The sequence below is a fragment of the Paracoccus sp. C2R09 genome (genome assembly GCF_018860625.1).
Classification (GTDB): Bacteria; Pseudomonadota; Alphaproteobacteria; order Rhodobacterales; family Rhodobacteraceae; genus Paracoccus.
In genome coordinates this window covers 76,130-91,881 of record NZ_JAHKQB010000038.1, presented here as the reverse complement: position 1 = coordinate 91,881, position 15,752 = coordinate 76,130, and the positions used below count along the sequence as shown (strand labels likewise).

Here is a 15,752-nt window from a genome sequence, read left to right as displayed (position 1 = left end):
TTCGCGGGGGGCAGGTCAGACAGATTGCATTGTGTATTTATTAATAGTCAATCGGACCTGTTAACATGCTTGATGTCTTCAGCACTTGTGGTAATCCATGATGCAAGTGGATGGTTGATTACGACAGTCCTGCCGGTTAACGCGAAGGGTGCTAGGGCCTTTCAGGTAGGAACTTCAGATGCTGACCACGACGACACGGAATGTTGCGAACCTTGGCCTGGGAGGTATCTACGTCGCTCATGTGATCAGGACGGAAGACACGACCGGAAAGTACAGCTACATTCTCGGTCTTTCACTCGCCAATGGTCGGCCCATCGGGATGGTGGTTCAGGCAAATGGCAAGATGTTCAGGCGTTTTGCCCGCTTTGTCGCCGTTGAAGACTTCCTCGCGGTTTTCAAGCCGAACGTGGCAATGATCAGCCTTTATCCTGCAGACGGTCCCGTACAAAGGATCAAGGATGTCCTGATAGAGACCTACATGTTGGACAATCCCATCATGCAGGCACCTCTCATGGAAGTGGAGCGGCAGAGACTCCTTTCGGCGCTGAGCCCAGACCGGGCGGGCACTGATGGACGAAATTCGGATACCGCAGACACTTGATGCACCACCGCTGGCATTGGTCTTCAATGCCAGCCAGATCTTCGCCTTCATCGGGTTCACCATTGTCGGCGTGATCATCGGCCATTCGTTCCTGTGCGGCGCGGTCGGTCTCTTTCTCGGAAGCTTCATCAACAAGTTCGCGGACAAGAAGCCTGACGGCTATCTCCGCCACCGCTGCTACTTCATCGGCCTCCCCATCATGTCCGGGCGCGCGACACCCCATGGGCTCGATCGGGAGTTCCGGCCGTGAAGACGGAAAGGGCGGCAAGGACCTTCCGACAGATCAGTTTCGACAACACGATCCTGAAGGTCGCGACCGGCGCGCTGATGATCAGCATGTGCTGGATGCAGTTCACCCTTGCGACCCGCGATGAGGCGGTGATCCTGGTGCCGCCCTTCCAGAACGAGACGATCGAGTTCATCAACGGTCGCGCGAACAGGGACTACTATCAGCAATGGGCATGGTCGGTCGCCATGCTGGCCGGCAACATCACGCCCGGCAATGCGGATTTCGTCCGTGGCGAGTTCGAGCGGATCTCGACACCCGCGCTTTACCGCAAGCTGATGTCCACGGTCGATGTCGAGATCCAGAACATCGTCCGCGACAATGCCATCGTCACCTTCACGCCGCGCGCGGTCATCTACGACCCGGAGCTGAACCGCTTCTTCGTGACGGGCACCCAGAGCATCGGCGGTCCCGGGCTGCGCCGCGCGGTCGACAAGCAGATGACCTACGAGCTGGGCTTCACGACCGAGCGGCTGCGCATCTACCTCGACAGCTATGCCATCTACGAAGGCAAGCCCATGACCGCGGAAACCCGCGATCAGGAGATGGACAAGCGTGAAGCGCAGGAAAGGGCCGCAAGATGAGCCGCCGTATCCTGCTTCACAGCGCAGCCCTGACCCTCCTGCTGACATCAGCCGCCGCCGCTCAGGAAAGCAGCCGCATCCGCTCGGGATCCTTCGAGCCCGCGGGTGATGCCAGCTGCAGATCGTGGTCCCTCGATTTCGAAGTGGAAAGCTGCGAGCGCATGCCCTTGCCAGGCGATCCCGGCACCATCGCGCAAGTCTATACCTTGCCCGATGGCAGCCTTCGCAGTTTGACGCAGGATCCGATGGCAGGGCAGGAAGAGGATCCGCGCGACAGCATGACGCCGGTAGAGACTGCCACGAATGTTCTCACCGATGCGCTTGGCGGCGACGACGACGACCGGGGAGAGGGTTCGGATGATCCCGAGACGGGTAGCGCGCGCCAGCGGACAGGCAGTGCGATCTCCGAGGCTGCCGCCGCGCGCGAAACAGCGACGGGCGAGGAGAATGGCGCAAGCCTTCCCGCCGACATTGCAGACGGGCGTGACGCCCCTGCCGCTGATGACGGTGCCGCCGCCGAGAACGATCAAAGCATCGTTGAGGAAGATTTCGTGTTGCCGCCCGTGGTGGCTTCCATACCCGGGCGCACCGAGATCATGCCGATGGCGATGGGCCACCTCAACCGGATCGAGACCCCATTCAAGGATCCCATGGTCCGCTCGGCATCTGCGGCCGATGCCATGACCGTCGAGTTCGATCAGAATTTCGTCTATGTCTCGGTGACCCAGCCAGTCACGCTGTTCATCCACGACAAGGGCTATCCCGATCCCGCGATCGTGGTCAGCCTCGTGCCGCAGCGCATCGCTCCGCGCCAGGTCCGCATCACGCTGCCGTCCACTGCCATGAGGGACGTCGAGCGCCATGCCGCGGCCATCGAGGCCAAGAATGCGCCCAGCAAGCCCGCCGCATCACAAGCGCCCCGCGCCAATACGAGCGGTGTGCGCCGCGCCCCGGAACCGCGCCGCGCCACCAATACCGTCGCGCATCTGATCCAAGCCTATTCACGCGGCGAACTGCCTGCGGGCTTTGGCAACATCTCCCTGCAGGGTTTCGAAGCCGAAGCATTCTGCGCGCATTCCGGTGTGCGCTTCAGCTTCCGGCAGGGATCCGGGATCGCCTCGAACGAATATATTCTCGTGCGCGGCATGGCCGAGGCCAATCAGACCGTCGATCTGAATGAACAATGGTGCGCACGTCATCCCCAGACACTGGCCGTGGCCTTCGCCCCCCGCACCCAGATCAGCCGCGAACATCCTGCAGATTTCTACGTGCTGATCCGACGCCCGAATGCGGCGATCCAGTCCGCGCGCCGGGGAGGGAACTGACATGGCCGAGAAGAAACCCCTCTCGCCGAAGGCCAAGAAATACCTCATCTACGGGGGTCTCGGCCTTGCCGGTGCCCTGGCCGTCTACGTCTCCACCCTGCAGACGGAAAAGGCCCCGGCCATCCGCGAACCTGAGCAGATCAGCCTGACCGGGAACGTGGATACGCGCAGCGTCTCGCTCGAAGGTCTCTCCCGCCGATTGGCCGATCTCGAAGCGGGTCGTGAAACCAGCTCGAAGGAGCAGAACGACACCCTGGCGCGCATCACCGAGCAGGTCGGCACCCTGACCAGTCTCGTGGAACGGATGCAAGCCGACAACGAGACACGCATGAACAAGCTGATCGAGGATGCCCTCGGACAGCAATCCGCCGCGCCCGCCGCGGTCGGAGAAGAGACGGAGAGTGATCCCGCCACTCAGCAGGTCGATGCGACCAACAGGCGGATCAGGCAGCTGACGGAACAGATTGACGCGCAGAATGAACGGCGCCGTCTGGAAGCTGCAGAGGCCGCGCGCCGCGCTGAACGCGAGCGGCAGGAACGGGATCGGCGCGAAAGCATCTACAGGCAGCCCGATCCCGTTCAGCAACAGCAGGCGGCTTCGCAGCCGGCCATGCCGGCACCCCGGATCGCGGTCTATCGGTCCGAGGAGAAGGCCGCGCCCGAGCGGGGGGCTCGGCCCGAGCCGCATTCGAACGTACCCGATCTCAACATCCCGGCAGGATCGATCCTGACGGCCATGCTGCTCACGGGCCTCGATGCGCCCACGGGTGCGCGGGCGCAATCCCAGCCCGTGCCGGTTCTGATGCGGATCAAGAAGGAAGCCTTCATGCCCAATTACGCATGGGCGGATGTCAAGGAATGCCACCTTCTCGGATCGGCTTATGGCGAGCTGTCCTCCGAGCGCGTGAACATTCGCGGCGAAGTGGTCAGCTGCATCCTCGCGGATAACAGCGCGATCGAGGGGCAGGTGAAGTTCTTCGTGACGGGCGAGGATGGCAAGAACGGGGTGCGCGGAACCCTTGTCAGCCGCTCCGGCCGCGTCCTTGCCAGCGCGACGGGTGCAGCCCTTGCCCAAGGCATCCTGTCGAGCTTCCAGGACCAGTCGGCGGGAAGCGTCTTCCTCGGGGGCGCGAGCGCAAGCGGCGGTGCCGAGGGCGGGGCGATCAGCGGGGCATCCGAAGGCTTCGACCTCCTCACCGAATACTATCTCAACCTGGCCGAGCAGACCTTCCCGGTCATCGAGATCCCCAACGGTCGATGGGTCGATGTGGTCCTGACCGAAGGGCTCACCGTGAAATTCAAGGGTTAAGATCATGCACAAGCTCATCCTTTCCTTCGCAACGCTCGCCGTGCTCGGCGCCTGCACCGGCGGCAACATGGTGCCGGGTGAAAGCCAGGGGCGATGCGACAGGGATCCCGAGAGCTGCATGAGCGTCCGCGAGGCTGCGAAGGCCACGGACGGACCTGTCTCCCCACCCCCCTCCGACCGCGCCCTTCAGCGCGAGGACGTGTTGAGGGTCTGGGTCGCGCCGATGCGCGATCCGAACGGGGTGCTTCAGAATTCGGGCCACGTCTTTCTCGAGAACTGACGGCGGATAACCGGCCGGTGGCCCGAATTATCGGCCGGCCATGTTCACAGGGACTATCGGAATGTTCGACACCACCAGGAAAACCATCAAGCTCGCCTGCGTCTCGGCCGTCGCTGTCATCGGCCTGCAGGCCACGGCCCATGCCGGCACCACCGGCACGGAGTTCCAAGCCGCCTACACGATGCTGACGGAATGGATCAACGGCTACTTCGGCCGCGCGCTCGCCATCGCCTTCCTGCTGGTCGGCCTGTTCATGGGCATCGCGCGTCAGAACCTGATGGCCTGCGGCGTCTCGATCGCGGTCGCCTTCGGCCTGATCATCACGCCGACCATCCTCGACAACGTGCTCTCGGCCACCATGTCGGAAACCACCGTCGAGATCGAAGCGCCGGCCGCCGTCAAAGCCCCTGCTTCGATCGGGATGCCCAGCTTCACCGCCGCTGTTCCCGGCTGAAAGTGAGCCGTTACCAAAAACGGCTCACTCCACGACGATCGCCCCCAACGACTGCAATCTCCAGGGGCGGTGCGGGGCTGCGGGCGAAACGCTCGCAGCCCCTCTTTTTTACCAAAGGTGCGCCATGATCAAAGCGAAAAGACTAATGGGAGGGATGCTGCTCACCTTCATGTCGGCAGGCGTGAGCGTGGCGCAGGACGGGGCCGGGTTTCCCTATATCTCCGATCTGACCAATCCCGATGCCGACACGCGCGTCAGCAAGGACCAGATCCGGGAGACCCAGGAACTGGTCTCTCCCTTCACCCATGCCGTGACCTTCCACGGGCGCGACGGCGTGGCCTACATGAGCCAGAACGGGCGCTTCGTGATGCGCGGCGTGATCTTCGACACATGGATCGGCGAGACGATCCAGACGATGGATGATCTGCAAGCCTCCATGAAGAACGTGAACCTCGCCGATCTCGGGCTGAAGGACGAGGATGTCGATCCCTTCTACTACGGCCATGGCCCGCGCAAGGTCACGATGTTCGTCGATCCCTTCTGCCCATATTGCGGCCAGCTCTTCGACGAACTGGTGAGCGATCCCTCCTACCAGGAGGATTATACCTTCACGATCATGACCGTGCCCTTCCTGGGCGACAATTCCACGCGCGCGGTCAATGCGCTGAGCTGTTCGCAGGACCGGGACGCTGCGATCGAGGCGCTTCTCCACAAGAACAGCCGCTGGATGATGGCGGCGCAGATTCCCGAGAATTGCGACATCCAGCCCGTCCTGCAACGCACCATCCTGTCGCAGATGCTGGGCGTGACGGGGGTTCCCTACATCATCGGCGCCGAGGGCGGCGTCTCTCGTGGCATGCCTCCAAGCCTGCGCACCTTCCTCGCGACCAACTGAACCAGCCTGGACGGAGATCAAACACATGTTCGACTTCAAGCCCTACAACCGCCTTCCCGATCACCTGCCCTGGCTCGCCTATGATGACGAGAGCCAGACCTTCCTGCTGGACGGCAACTATATCGGCTTCACGATCTCCGCCCTGCCGCTTTCGGGTTTCGACAGCACCATCGCCAAGCGATTCACGCAGCTTGTGAAATACGAATACCCCAAGGGGACCTTTCTCCAGTTCAACCTGCTCGTTCTTGATGATGTCTCCGATCACCTGACCGCGCTTCGCGATGAGAGGTCGGGCAGCGACGATCCCCTGATTGCCACCGCCACCACGAAGACGATCGACTTCATCCGGGCCGGTGCCTCGGGCGGCGTAGCGGGGCTGGCCGTGCGCAACTCGAACCTGCTCATCTCCTTCAAGATGCCGACCGCCGAAATGCTGCCCGACGAGGATGAGCTGCTCGCCGCCAAGAAGATCAAGCGCGAACTGCTGGAAGTTCTCGGCACCATCGGCTTTTCCCAGCTACGCGTCTTCAACGATACCGAACTGGCCTACCAGCTGTCCCAGATCCTCAACCGCAGTCGCAACGCCTCCTGGCGCACGGGCCGCAATCCCGTCGATCCCTCCCGGTTCATCCGTGAACAGGTGCTCGATTACGACGCCACCGTCACCGTGAAGGAAAAGGCCGTCCGGGTGGGCGACAGCTGGATTACCTCGCTATCGCCCAAGAAGATCCCGACGCGCTCCTATTTCGGGATCGCGGAACGCTATTCCATTGATCCGATCTCGGGTGACCGGGGCATTCCCTGCAATCACATGATCTCGGCCACGATCAAGTTCGAGGACATCTCGGAGATGCGCCCCCGGCTCGAACGGAACCGTCAGTATTACCGCAACTATGCCGATGGTCCCTTCGGACGCATCCGACCCGAATACCGCCATCGTCACGAGGATTGGTCGCATCTCATGGAGATGGTCGGGGAGGGCGAACAGGTCCACCGCTTCTCGATGAACATCCTGCTGTTCTCGGACAGCGACCAGGATGCCGAGCGACATGCGACCACCACGCGGACCTATCTCAACGAGCTGGGCTTCAACTTCATGGAGGACGCAGGCGTCACCTTCAACAACCTGCGCGCCAATCTGCCCCTCGGCCCCGAGAAGAACGATCAGCGCGACCTCGCACGGATGCGCATGAACTTTACCGAAGCCATCTCGACCTTCATGCCGGTCTTCTTCGAGTGGCGTGGCACGAAAACCCCCATGATCTCGCTGGTCGGGCGCGGGGGGCAGGCCATGGGGTTCTCGCCCTTCGACAGCGGGACGAACTACAACATCACCGTCTCGGCCGAGAGCGGCGCGGGCAAATCCTTCTTCTCCAACGAGATGATCTCCGCGATGCTGGCGACGGGGGGCCGCGTCTGGGTCATCGATGTGGGCCGGTCCTACGTCAAGCTCAATGAAAGTCTCGGCGGTCAGTTCATGGCCTTCGGGCAGGACAACGACATCTGCCTCAATCCCTTCTCCTCGCTCACGGCCAAGGAGGAGTTCGAAGAGGTCCAGGACATCCTGCTGCACCTGCTTGCCACCATGGCCGCGCCGCAGAAGGGGCTCGACGACTTCCAGACCTCGAACCTGCGCGAGATCCTCGGCGCGCAATACGATCTGCACGGTCCCGACCTGTCCATCGACCATATCGCGGATGCCTGCCTGGAGACGGCCCGGGAACAAGGAGAGGGGGCCGACAAGGAATTTCGCGAGAAGCGCATCTCCGACATCAGCTACGGGCTGCGGGCCTTCTGCCGCGCCGGCCAGTACGGGAAATACTTCAATGGCCCGTCCAATATCGACTTCACGTCGAATTTCGTGCTGCTGGAGCTGGAAGAGCTGAAGAACCAGAAGCACCTTCAGACGGTCGTGCTGCTGCTGCTGATCTACCAGATCCAGAACGGCATGTATCTGGGCGAGATCGACATCAAGAAGCTGATGCTGATCGACGAGGCATGGGACCTGATGTCCGAGCCGCAGATCGCCAAGTTCATCGAGGCGGGCTATCGGCGCTTTCGCAAGTATAACGGCTCGGCCTGTATCGTGACCCAGGCTCTGACCGATCTCCACGACACCCAGACCGGTCGCGCGATCCTCGCCAACAGCGCCATGACGATCATGCTGCAGCAGAAATCGGCCACGCTCGACAAGCTGGCAAGCGGCGACAACCCGGAATTCTCCAAGGCGCTCTGCGAGCGATTGAAGACCGTGCGGACATCGCCGGGGCGCTATTCGGAGATCTTCGTGCGGACATCGGAGGGCATGGGCATCGGGCGCTTCGTCGTCGATCCGTTCCGCGCGCTTCTCTATTCCACCCGCCCGAGCGACGTGGCCGAGATCCGCAAGCTCACGAAACAGGGTTACAGCACCGAGGATGCCATCAATCGCATCATCGAGGCACGCGGGAGGAACAGCTGACCATGGGAAACGGCACCTCCTTCGAAGCGACCTTTGCGGCAGGTATCGGCATGATCGGATGCATCCTGGGGGCCTGTGCCCTCGTGATCGCACTCGACAAGGGCAGCGGGGGCCGTCCCGTGCTCGTCTATGATGCCGCTTCCATAGCCCGTCAGGCGGAACCCTATATCGCGGCGGGGCAAACCCCCATGGCCGTCATAGATGCCGCCATCGAGCGCGCGGTCGAGGCCGGGGCCATCGTGATCGACGGCGAAGGGGTGAAGGCCCCACCATCGCGCATGTTCCAGCTGGAAACCTTCATTGCCGTGGGCAGCGATGTGGGCAGGCTCGACGATTCTGCAGCCTTTGCGCCCGCGGGCACCATTCCCATGAGCGCCGAGACGATAGACGCGCAGCATGCCACGCAAGGCGATGCGGAGGTGACCCGATGATCCGCGCGCGCAGGAAGGAAAGGAAGACCCTCAAGGATTTCGACTGGCTGATCGGCGCGAAGGTCCTGGGGATCTGCACGGTTCTCGGCACAGGTTTTGCATATGCCAGCCAGCGCTATGTCATCGGCCTCGACACCCAGGACACTCGCTGCCTGGACGAGTGGTTCTTCGTGATCGACACATGGGCGCGGCCGAGCGCCGCCGAGGTCCGACTCAACGACTACATCGCCGTGGCACTGACGCCTGAACAGACCCCTCCTCACGCAAAATGGAAGCCCGGACATGTCATGGTCAAACGCGCCGTCGCGACCCGCGCAGGCGACCGGATCGAGATTTCCGGGACGGGTGCAATGTTCAGTCATGGAGCCGAAGCCTGGCGGCATGGGACCGCCCTCGAAGCTGCACCCGCACTCGGTCTCGATGTCGCGGCACTGACCCGCGAGATCGTGCTGGAAGAGGGCGAACTGTTCCTGATGGGCGATCACCCCATGAGCTATGACGGGCGCTATTACGGCCAGGTCGACGAGGAACAGATCGTGGGGGCCGTGCTATGGGCGTTCTGAACCGTCTCGGCGGCGTACTCATCCTGAGCGGCATGATCTGCCCGCAGCTTCCCGGCGCACAGCAATACCGCCTGACCCCCGAGGATGTCACGCCGCGCGGACAGAAGGAATTCGGCCTCTGCCCGGACGAGATCGCCTCCCCGGCCCGGCTGGACGAGTTCCGCTCCATGGCCGAGGAGATCGGCGGGCAGGCAGGCATCGAGACCGCGCGGACAATCCGCAAGGTCGGGGAGGAGATGGGTATCGACACCTCCGAGCCCGATACTGCCGAAGCTCTCGCAGCCGCCCCCGGCATCGCCAAGCTGCCCGAGGGCATCCGGGCGTCCATTCTGGTCACGGCAAACCTGGGCGAGAATACCCTGAGTGATCTTCTGCATCGCTACAGGCTCCGCAAGGATGTCCGCTTCGTGTTCCGGGGCGTTCCCGATGGCATGACGATCCCGGAGTTCGGGCTTTGGCTTTCCGATCTGGCAGCATTGACCGAGGCCGACCGCGGCTCGGCGCCGGCCGACATGAACATCATTCTCGATCCGGAACTGTTCATGCTGACAGGTGCCGAGCTGGCACCGACGATCGTGCTGGAGGACCTGACGCGGCCGGCCCCTGACGGCACGGATCCGGGCCTCGATCTTGGCCGGATCATCGCGCGCGCCGAGGGGTTCAGCGATCCCGATTGGCTCTACGAGCGCCATCTGGCGGACAATGCGGAGGATCTGACCAATCCGAATGTCGTCGAGATCACCGAAGAAAACCTGATAAGCCGAGCCATCCGCGAGGCCGAAGCGGTCGCATCGCGCCTCACGCGCGATCCCGAGCTCCTGAAGGAGCGCTTCTGGAGCCGTACCGCCTCCGAGCTCTCCGCAATGCCGGTCACGCCTGCCAGCGAGGCGCGCGAGCGAGAGCTGCATTTCATGTTCCGCGCCTCCAAGGACATCACCGATCATGAGGGCCGGGTACTGGCCCATGCGGGCGAGGTCTTCCGTCCTGGTGACGTGTTGCCCTTCGATCGCCGCATCTTCGTGATCGATCCCAACAGGGCAGGGGAGCTGCAATTCGTCGAAGAGGCGCTGAACTCCCCGCGCCAGGGCGTGAACCGTGCGCTGGTGATCGCAACCGCGCTGCCAGCGACCGCACCGGGGGTCGATCCGTGGCAGGGCCTTCAGGATCTGGTTTCACGCTTCGGCATGCAGGTCTTCCTGCTCAACGATCAGTTCCGCGACAACTTCCAGATCGAGCATACCCCGACCGAGATCTATCCGCAGGAAGAGGAGAGCAGGGTCCTGGTGCTCAGCCGGGAGGTCGCGATCCGATGACCCGCTCTCGCACCGCTTGCGAAACCCATCTGCAACGCGCCGGCATCGCCTTGGGCAAGCGCCCCGAGGATCTGCACAATCTTTGCCCGTCCTGCCTGCGCGCCAGGGACCTGCGCCTGCCTGCGGCCTATGCCGATCTTGGCGGTCTCGCCCGCGGTTCGGCCTGCGGCGTGATCGCGGATTGCCGCGACCCTGCATTGCTTGCTCGCGTCTCGCAGGCAGGTATCGACCCAAGTGAGGCGTACCTGTGCTTCCCGCGTCTGCGCAGACCCCTGAATGGACCCGATATCGAGGTCGAGGCCGTCGATGCCCTCATCTGCCTGACCAGGGGGGAAGGGCGGTGATGAGCAATTCGAAATATGGTGGACGCGGTTTCCACCATGTGTCCGAGTTCCCGCCGGCACTTGATGCCTTTACCCGAAGCTACGAGGTCGCACAGGCCGTTCCGGGGGCACCGAAATTCAATTCCTGCCATTCATGCCTCGCGAACATGGGCTGTCCCACGCCGCCCGAGACCCATTTCGAGCTCGGGCAATGTTCCTCCTGCGGCGATGTGGCGCTCATCTGCGATCCCTGGCTGTCCGATCTTTACCAAGCCTTCGACCTCCGGCCGGGACCGGTGCTGCCCGTGGTTCGACAGCCCTTCTCGCATTCCTCGCTGATGCCCCATGTCCAGCTGCTCGCGCTGATCGGCCGGCATCTGAAACGCCCGTCCGGATCGAAGGGAGAGCAATGATGATGCCCCGCAATCTCACGAAGCTGGCCGCCGCTGCCGCAACCGCCCTCGCGGTGACGGCCGGCGCCGCGCTCGGGCAGGGCCACTGCCCTGCGAGCAACATCATCGGTTCGGGGATTATCAGCAATGTCTGCTGGTCCTGCATCTTCCCGCTGAGAATTTCCGGGATCACGATCTTCGGCAGTCCGCAGGCTGCCTCCGGCACCGATGCGAACGGCTTCTCGATGTCCTCGCGGCCCCGCGTTCCCGACGAGGCTGCCAATTCGGCGGTCTGCGTATGCAATGATGGCGCGCTTCCCACCATCGGTGTGCCTATCGGCATGTGGCTTCCGACCGAGCTTTACGAGACGACCATGACGCCGGGATGCTCTTCGGTTCTCGGAGGCGTTCAGATCGGCATTGCCGATCCCCTCTATCTGGGCAGCTCGGGCGATCCGACATCCGACCTGGAGCAGCAGAGCTTCAACCACGTCCATACCTACAGCTTTCCGATCGTGCTGATGATGGAGCTGTTCACCAAATGTGCGTCCTCCTACTCGGACATCGACATCCTCTACCTCTCCGAGATCGATCCCATGTGGAACGATCCGATCGTCGCCATGTATGGCAATCCGATGTCGGTCTTCGGATCCTCGATCATGGCCCAGGCCGCCTGCGCCGCGGATTCCATCTCGTCGAGTGTCGGGCGCCCCATCGACGACCTGTTCTGGTGCGGCGGCAGCTGGACCACGACAATGGCCCCCTATACCGGCTTCGAGCATGCCCAGGGGCCTGTGCAGTTCAGCTCGTCCACCGCACAGAAGCTCCTGGCAATGAACGCGGCGCGCGGGATCGAGCGCAGCCATGTCGGCAACGAGGCTCTGTGCCAGGCGCAGTATCAGCCGATGCTGAAGCGCTCGCATTATCGCTGGCAGGCGGCATGGCCTCGCGCGGAAGGAACCCGAAACCACGCATCCGGTGAAAGCATCCTGCGATGGGGTGCGGGTCGCACCATTCCCGGCGTGGCCGAGATGCCGATCTACCTTCGCTGGAACTGGACGGATTGCTGCGCGACCGTGTCTGGAGGCTGACGATCATGATCCGGACCATTTATGTCGTGTCGAAGGCAGTTTGCATCTCGGCCACGCTTCATCTTTCCCTGCTCGATCTGGCATGGGCCCAGACCTCGCCCGAGATGCGCGAAGCCGCCTCCCAGGCTCATACCGATACCTTCAAGCCCAATCCCTCCGATCTCTATTCCCGGTCAGGCCAGAACATCACCATTAGGGACGCCGCGCCTTCGGGGGATATGACCTTCCATTCGCGCGCCATGAACTTCGGCGTGACGGGTCAGGACGCCTCGGAAGGGTCGCTTCCTCACATCAGCACATACGAGGATCTTTATTCCTACCGGGATACGGAGATAGGCCAGCTGGAGGCCGGGACGGGCCAGTTCGGCTCCACAGGTCGCGTGAATGCCGAGGCCAATGCCATGAGCGTCCTTCGCGACAGCGAGGGCATGCCATCGGTCGGCACCGATTTCCTGTTCGGCTCCACGGAAATCCTCGAAGACGGCAGCGAGGATACGGCGGAATTCGGGCAGTGTATCATCGTCGAGGAGACCGGCAGCGTCGAATACGACTACGACAGCAGCGTCATCAACACCTGCGACAGCTCGGCGCTCGCGCTTGAGCCGATGTCCGCCTCGCGCATCTACAACGGCCCCCACCCCCTGTTCACTTACCGGACGATCTCCGGGGTCGGTTATTGCGAACACGAAGGTAACCGGGTCCGCACCGATACGGCCCAGACCTGTGCGAAGCTTTCGGCGCTTGAAACCGTCCCCACGAATGATCGTGGGGATCTTTCCGTCAGATCGTGCAGCGGGATCGAGCGATGTGTCGAGCTGGTCTTCGACCAGGACGGGTCATCCACCGGGGCCATCATGAACTTCAGCATGCGGGACGGGATCGAGCTGTCGGCGGCGCGCGTGACGGCCACGAGCCTGCGCGACAGCGGCTACGTCGCGCATAATGGCAGCAACATCATGTCCGGCGATGGCTCCATGAACATCGCGGCGATCACGTCCAGCCCCTCGGCCGCCCACCAGATCGGGATCTCCGGTGGAACGGAAGAAGTCCTGCGGCGCGATCCTCCCTCGGGCTATGCCGACATCGCCACCACTCACTATCTCCACCGCTACAGTAGCCTCTGGGCGACCAGGAGGTATCTGACATGGGACGGAGAAACGCTCGATGATCCCGACCGAGGGGATTTTCCGGTCTCCATTGGCGAGTGCGTCTACCATCTCGGCGTGTGGAGCCACGAGGACAGATACTGGCGCACCGACGAGGACATGATCCGGGCAAATTACTACCATCTCTATCGGGAGTGCTCCGGCACCGATAATGTGGATGCCCATGTCGTCCTGCGCTTGAACTATTCCCCGACCCCTCTCTTCACGGAATGGGGTTACAACGCGACCCAATATGCCGACCTGCTTTCGCTGGCATCCGATGCCGCCTGTCGGATCGAATACACGGTCGAGGAAACCGCAGCCAATTCCGGCGGCTGCGTCAATTCCTGGACGGACAGCGATGGACGGACGGGTGTGGCTTGTGGGTCGAGCATCCCCGTCGCGCCCTTCGGCATGATCGACGACAGGGCGGCCACGCGGATCAGGATCAATCCGATCTGTCTTGAGGATCCGATGGGTGAGGCGTTTACCGAGACGAACAATTGCGGGCTCCTCGAAGCTGACAGTTCCTGCAGCTTCATCGGGCGGACCTGCGCGCTTCGCCTTGATGACGGAACCTGTGCGATCCACGAGAACCGGTACCAGTGCGGTGAGGCGATACGCTATACCAGCCCGGTCGTTGAGGAGCTGAACATCTGCGAGTCGAGCCTCAGCTGCATGGGCGATGAGTGCATCATCAATACCGGCACCAGCGGCGCCGAGGATCTGGCCGATACCGCGGCCAAGCTTGCTGCGGCTGACATGTTGATGAGCGACATGCAATGCACCGAGGACCTGGATACGGCCATTGACCGCGACGAGGCCATGCTGAGCTGCGAGCTGTTCGCTGGTGAGCGGGAAACCTGTTCACGCCGCGCGCTTGGATTGTCGAATTGCTGCACGACGCCATCCGGCGTCAGTGTGGCCGATTACCTGCAACTGGCCTTTTCCGTGTCGAGGCTTTCCCGCGCTGTCGAGGGCACGAGCCTGTCCAGCCCCCTGACATCCTCCTGGGTGTCCATGGAGAACGCGGCGCGAAACAGCTTCTCCGAACTGTCCCGTCCGCTCACCGAAACCTGGGAGTCGATTGTCGGCAATAGCGGCGCTGCACGAAATGTCGGCAACGCTTTGTCGATGGAGACGGTAAAGCAGGAGATGATGAAGAAGGCCGCGAGCTGGACCGCGGAGGTCTTCGGAGAGCAGGCGGCCAACTCGATCTTCCAGGTGGGCGGTGGCGATGCCATTGCGGGCGGCGTGCTGCAGCCCGGCAATATCGGGATGACGAAAGTCGCGGCGACGGTCATGAACGCGGTGATGACCGCATATACGATCTACACGCTCGTGAATGTGCTGGCGACCGTGCTGCTGGCCTGCTCGGAAGGCGAACAGGAGCTGATGGTGCGCCGCGCCCTGAAATCAACCCACGAGATCGGAGAATACTGCTCACGGCGGGTCTTTGGCTGGTGCGTGTCTCGAAGGACGGCCTTCTGCATGTTCAATTCGCCCCTGTCGCGGATCATGAATGAGCAGGCCCGCGAGCAGCTTGGCATCGACTGGGGCACCCCGTCCGACAGCAACTGCCAAGGCATCACCGTGAGGCAATTCCAGTCGCTCGACATGGACCGGATCGACCTGTCCGAATGGACCGGAATGATGATGTCGAGCGGCATGATCAACTTCGATCGTGTCACCGATATCGACACCCTGACTGGCACCGGGTCCACCTATGGTCGAGCCCTCGAAGACCTCTATACCCGCGAGGACGCGATCACCCGCAATGGCAATCGCTATGACGGGATCGACACCGACATGCTGCGCGAAGACGCGGCCGGGGATTTTGGGCGAGGGATTGTCCGATGACGCCATACGGTTCCTTTGAACTGCAAGGCGGACCGACCAGGGAAATGAAAACCCGCTTCTGTCTAACGCGCCGCTCCAGCCCGCCGATCATCGCCGATCACTGCGCTGAAGTGATGACAACGGAATGCTCGTCACGCGGGCTCGCTTGATGCGGCGATAACATGCCTTCTGAAAGTTGAGGGTTTCAGACCTATGACCTTCGCGAGGCGTTCGACCGATCCGACCCCGATCAGAACGCGGTGCGCAACGCGCGAGAACGGGCTGCTGCGACGAAAGCTGCAGGGCCGGCTTTCCGCTCACTATCTTGAAGCGTACGACCAGCGGTACGAGATCAAGCTATGTTGTCGCCATCGCCCACAGGATCGATTGGAGCGATGACGCTCCCATGCGTGCCGCGAAGATCAGCGGCTCCCATCCAGCACTTTCGTTCTGTCGACCT

The 15,752-nt window shown here is 62.4% G+C and carries 16 protein-coding genes; all 16 read left to right on the top strand.

Annotated features, from left to right (window positions below):
- Positions 1-178: 178 nt before the first annotated feature.
- On the top strand, positions 179-601 hold the full coding sequence (locus KO490_RS16050) for a hypothetical protein (protein ID WP_216020433.1): 423 nt from the start codon (positions 179-181) through the stop codon (positions 599-601).
- Positions 570-851: a type IV conjugative transfer system protein TraL gene (locus KO490_RS16045; protein WP_216020432.1), complete on the top strand. Its 282-nt coding sequence runs from the start codon at positions 570-572 to the stop codon at positions 849-851. The genes KO490_RS16050 and KO490_RS16045 overlap by 32 nt, the downstream gene beginning before the upstream one ends.
- Positions 848-1,471, top strand: a complete 624-nt coding sequence (locus tag KO490_RS16040; RefSeq protein WP_216020431.1) for a type IV conjugative transfer system protein TraE — start codon at positions 848-850, stop codon at positions 1,469-1,471. The genes KO490_RS16045 and KO490_RS16040 overlap by 4 nt, the downstream gene beginning before the upstream one ends.
- Positions 1,468-2,796 carry a type-F conjugative transfer system secretin TraK gene (locus tag KO490_RS16035; RefSeq protein ID WP_216020430.1) on the top strand — a complete coding sequence of 443 codons (1,329 nt, stop codon included), beginning with the start codon at positions 1,468-1,470 and terminating at the stop codon, positions 2,794-2,796. Before KO490_RS16040 ends, KO490_RS16035 begins: the two co-directional genes overlap by 4 nt.
- 1 nt (position 2,797) lies before the next feature.
- Complete coding sequence (locus KO490_RS16030; protein WP_216020429.1) at positions 2,798-4,105, top strand: TraB/VirB10 family protein; 1,308 nt, start codon at positions 2,798-2,800, stop codon at positions 4,103-4,105.
- Between the two features lie 4 nt (positions 4,106-4,109).
- Positions 4,110-4,385: a TraV family lipoprotein gene (locus tag KO490_RS16025; RefSeq protein WP_216020428.1), complete on the top strand. Its 276-nt coding sequence runs from the start codon at positions 4,110-4,112 to the stop codon at positions 4,383-4,385.
- Positions 4,386-4,446: 61 nt separating this feature from the next.
- Positions 4,447-4,839 (top strand): TraA family conjugative transfer protein, encoded by a 393-nt coding sequence (gene traA / locus KO490_RS16020; RefSeq protein WP_216020427.1) that lies wholly within the window; start codon positions 4,447-4,449, stop codon positions 4,837-4,839.
- 154 nt (positions 4,840-4,993) lie between these two features.
- Positions 4,994-5,734 (top strand): DsbC family protein, encoded by a 741-nt coding sequence (locus tag KO490_RS16015; RefSeq protein WP_216020426.1) that lies wholly within the window; start codon positions 4,994-4,996, stop codon positions 5,732-5,734.
- A 25-nt stretch (positions 5,735-5,759) separates the two neighbouring features.
- On the top strand, positions 5,760-8,195 hold the full coding sequence (gene traC / locus KO490_RS16010; RefSeq protein WP_216020425.1) for a type IV secretion system protein TraC: 2,436 nt from the start codon (positions 5,760-5,762) through the stop codon (positions 8,193-8,195).
- A 2-nt stretch (positions 8,196-8,197) separates the two neighbouring features.
- Positions 8,198-8,626: a hypothetical protein gene (locus KO490_RS16005; protein ID WP_216020424.1), complete on the top strand. Its 429-nt coding sequence runs from the start codon at positions 8,198-8,200 to the stop codon at positions 8,624-8,626.
- The gene (locus KO490_RS16000) at positions 8,623-9,189 is read left to right on the top strand and encodes a S26 family signal peptidase (protein WP_216020423.1); all 567 of its coding nucleotides are present in this window, start codon (positions 8,623-8,625) and stop codon (positions 9,187-9,189) included. Before KO490_RS16005 ends, KO490_RS16000 begins: the two co-directional genes overlap by 4 nt.
- Positions 9,177-10,502 (top strand): hypothetical protein, encoded by a 1,326-nt coding sequence (locus KO490_RS15995; protein ID WP_216020422.1) that lies wholly within the window; start codon positions 9,177-9,179, stop codon positions 10,500-10,502. Before KO490_RS16000 ends, KO490_RS15995 begins: the two co-directional genes overlap by 13 nt.
- Complete coding sequence (locus KO490_RS15990) at positions 10,499-10,846, top strand: hypothetical protein (RefSeq protein WP_216020421.1); 348 nt, start codon at positions 10,499-10,501, stop codon at positions 10,844-10,846. The genes KO490_RS15995 and KO490_RS15990 overlap by 4 nt, the downstream gene beginning before the upstream one ends.
- A complete protein-coding gene (locus KO490_RS15985; protein ID WP_216020420.1) occupies positions 10,843-11,238 on the top strand; it encodes a hypothetical protein in 396 nt (131 codons plus the stop codon). Before KO490_RS15990 ends, KO490_RS15985 begins: the two co-directional genes overlap by 4 nt.
- Positions 11,235-12,308 carry a TraU family protein gene (locus KO490_RS15980; RefSeq protein WP_216020419.1) on the top strand — a complete coding sequence of 358 codons (1,074 nt, stop codon included), beginning with the start codon at positions 11,235-11,237 and terminating at the stop codon, positions 12,306-12,308. Before KO490_RS15985 ends, KO490_RS15980 begins: the two co-directional genes overlap by 4 nt.
- A 5-nt stretch (positions 12,309-12,313) precedes the next feature.
- On the top strand, positions 12,314-15,313 hold the full coding sequence (gene traN / locus KO490_RS15975) for a conjugal transfer protein TraN (RefSeq protein WP_216020418.1): 3,000 nt from the start codon (positions 12,314-12,316) through the stop codon (positions 15,311-15,313).
- Positions 15,314-15,752 lie beyond the last annotated feature (439 nt).

What these genes read in the sequence shown, in the direction of transcription:
- KO490_RS16050 (WP_216020433.1), top strand. Translation starts at nt 179, where the DNA reads ATGCTGACCACGACGACACGGAATGTTGCGAACCTTGGCCTGGGAGGT.
- KO490_RS16045 (WP_216020432.1), top strand. Translation starts at nt 570, where the DNA reads ATGGACGAAATTCGGATACCGCAGACACTTGATGCACCACCGCTGGCA.
- KO490_RS16035 (WP_216020430.1), top strand. Translation starts at nt 1,468, where the DNA reads ATGAGCCGCCGTATCCTGCTTCACAGCGCAGCCCTGACCCTCCTGCTG.
- KO490_RS16030 (WP_216020429.1), top strand. Translation starts at nt 2,798, where the DNA reads ATGGCCGAGAAGAAACCCCTCTCGCCGAAGGCCAAGAAATACCTCATC.
- KO490_RS16025 (WP_216020428.1), top strand. Translation starts at nt 4,110, where the DNA reads ATGCACAAGCTCATCCTTTCCTTCGCAACGCTCGCCGTGCTCGGCGCC.
- traA (WP_216020427.1), top strand. Translation starts at nt 4,447, where the DNA reads ATGTTCGACACCACCAGGAAAACCATCAAGCTCGCCTGCGTCTCGGCC.
- KO490_RS16015 (WP_216020426.1), top strand. Translation starts at nt 4,994, where the DNA reads ATGCTGCTCACCTTCATGTCGGCAGGCGTGAGCGTGGCGCAGGACGGG.
- traC (WP_216020425.1), top strand. Translation starts at nt 5,760, where the DNA reads ATGTTCGACTTCAAGCCCTACAACCGCCTTCCCGATCACCTGCCCTGG.
- KO490_RS16005 (WP_216020424.1), top strand. Translation starts at nt 8,198, where the DNA reads ATGGGAAACGGCACCTCCTTCGAAGCGACCTTTGCGGCAGGTATCGGC.
- KO490_RS16000 (WP_216020423.1), top strand. Translation starts at nt 8,623, where the DNA reads ATGATCCGCGCGCGCAGGAAGGAAAGGAAGACCCTCAAGGATTTCGAC.
- KO490_RS15995 (WP_216020422.1), top strand. Translation starts at nt 9,177, where the DNA reads ATGGGCGTTCTGAACCGTCTCGGCGGCGTACTCATCCTGAGCGGCATG.
- KO490_RS15990 (WP_216020421.1), top strand. Translation starts at nt 10,499, where the DNA reads ATGACCCGCTCTCGCACCGCTTGCGAAACCCATCTGCAACGCGCCGGC.
- KO490_RS15980 (WP_216020419.1), top strand. Translation starts at nt 11,235, where the DNA reads ATGATGATGCCCCGCAATCTCACGAAGCTGGCCGCCGCTGCCGCAACC.
- traN (WP_216020418.1), top strand. Translation starts at nt 12,314, where the DNA reads ATGATCCGGACCATTTATGTCGTGTCGAAGGCAGTTTGCATCTCGGCC.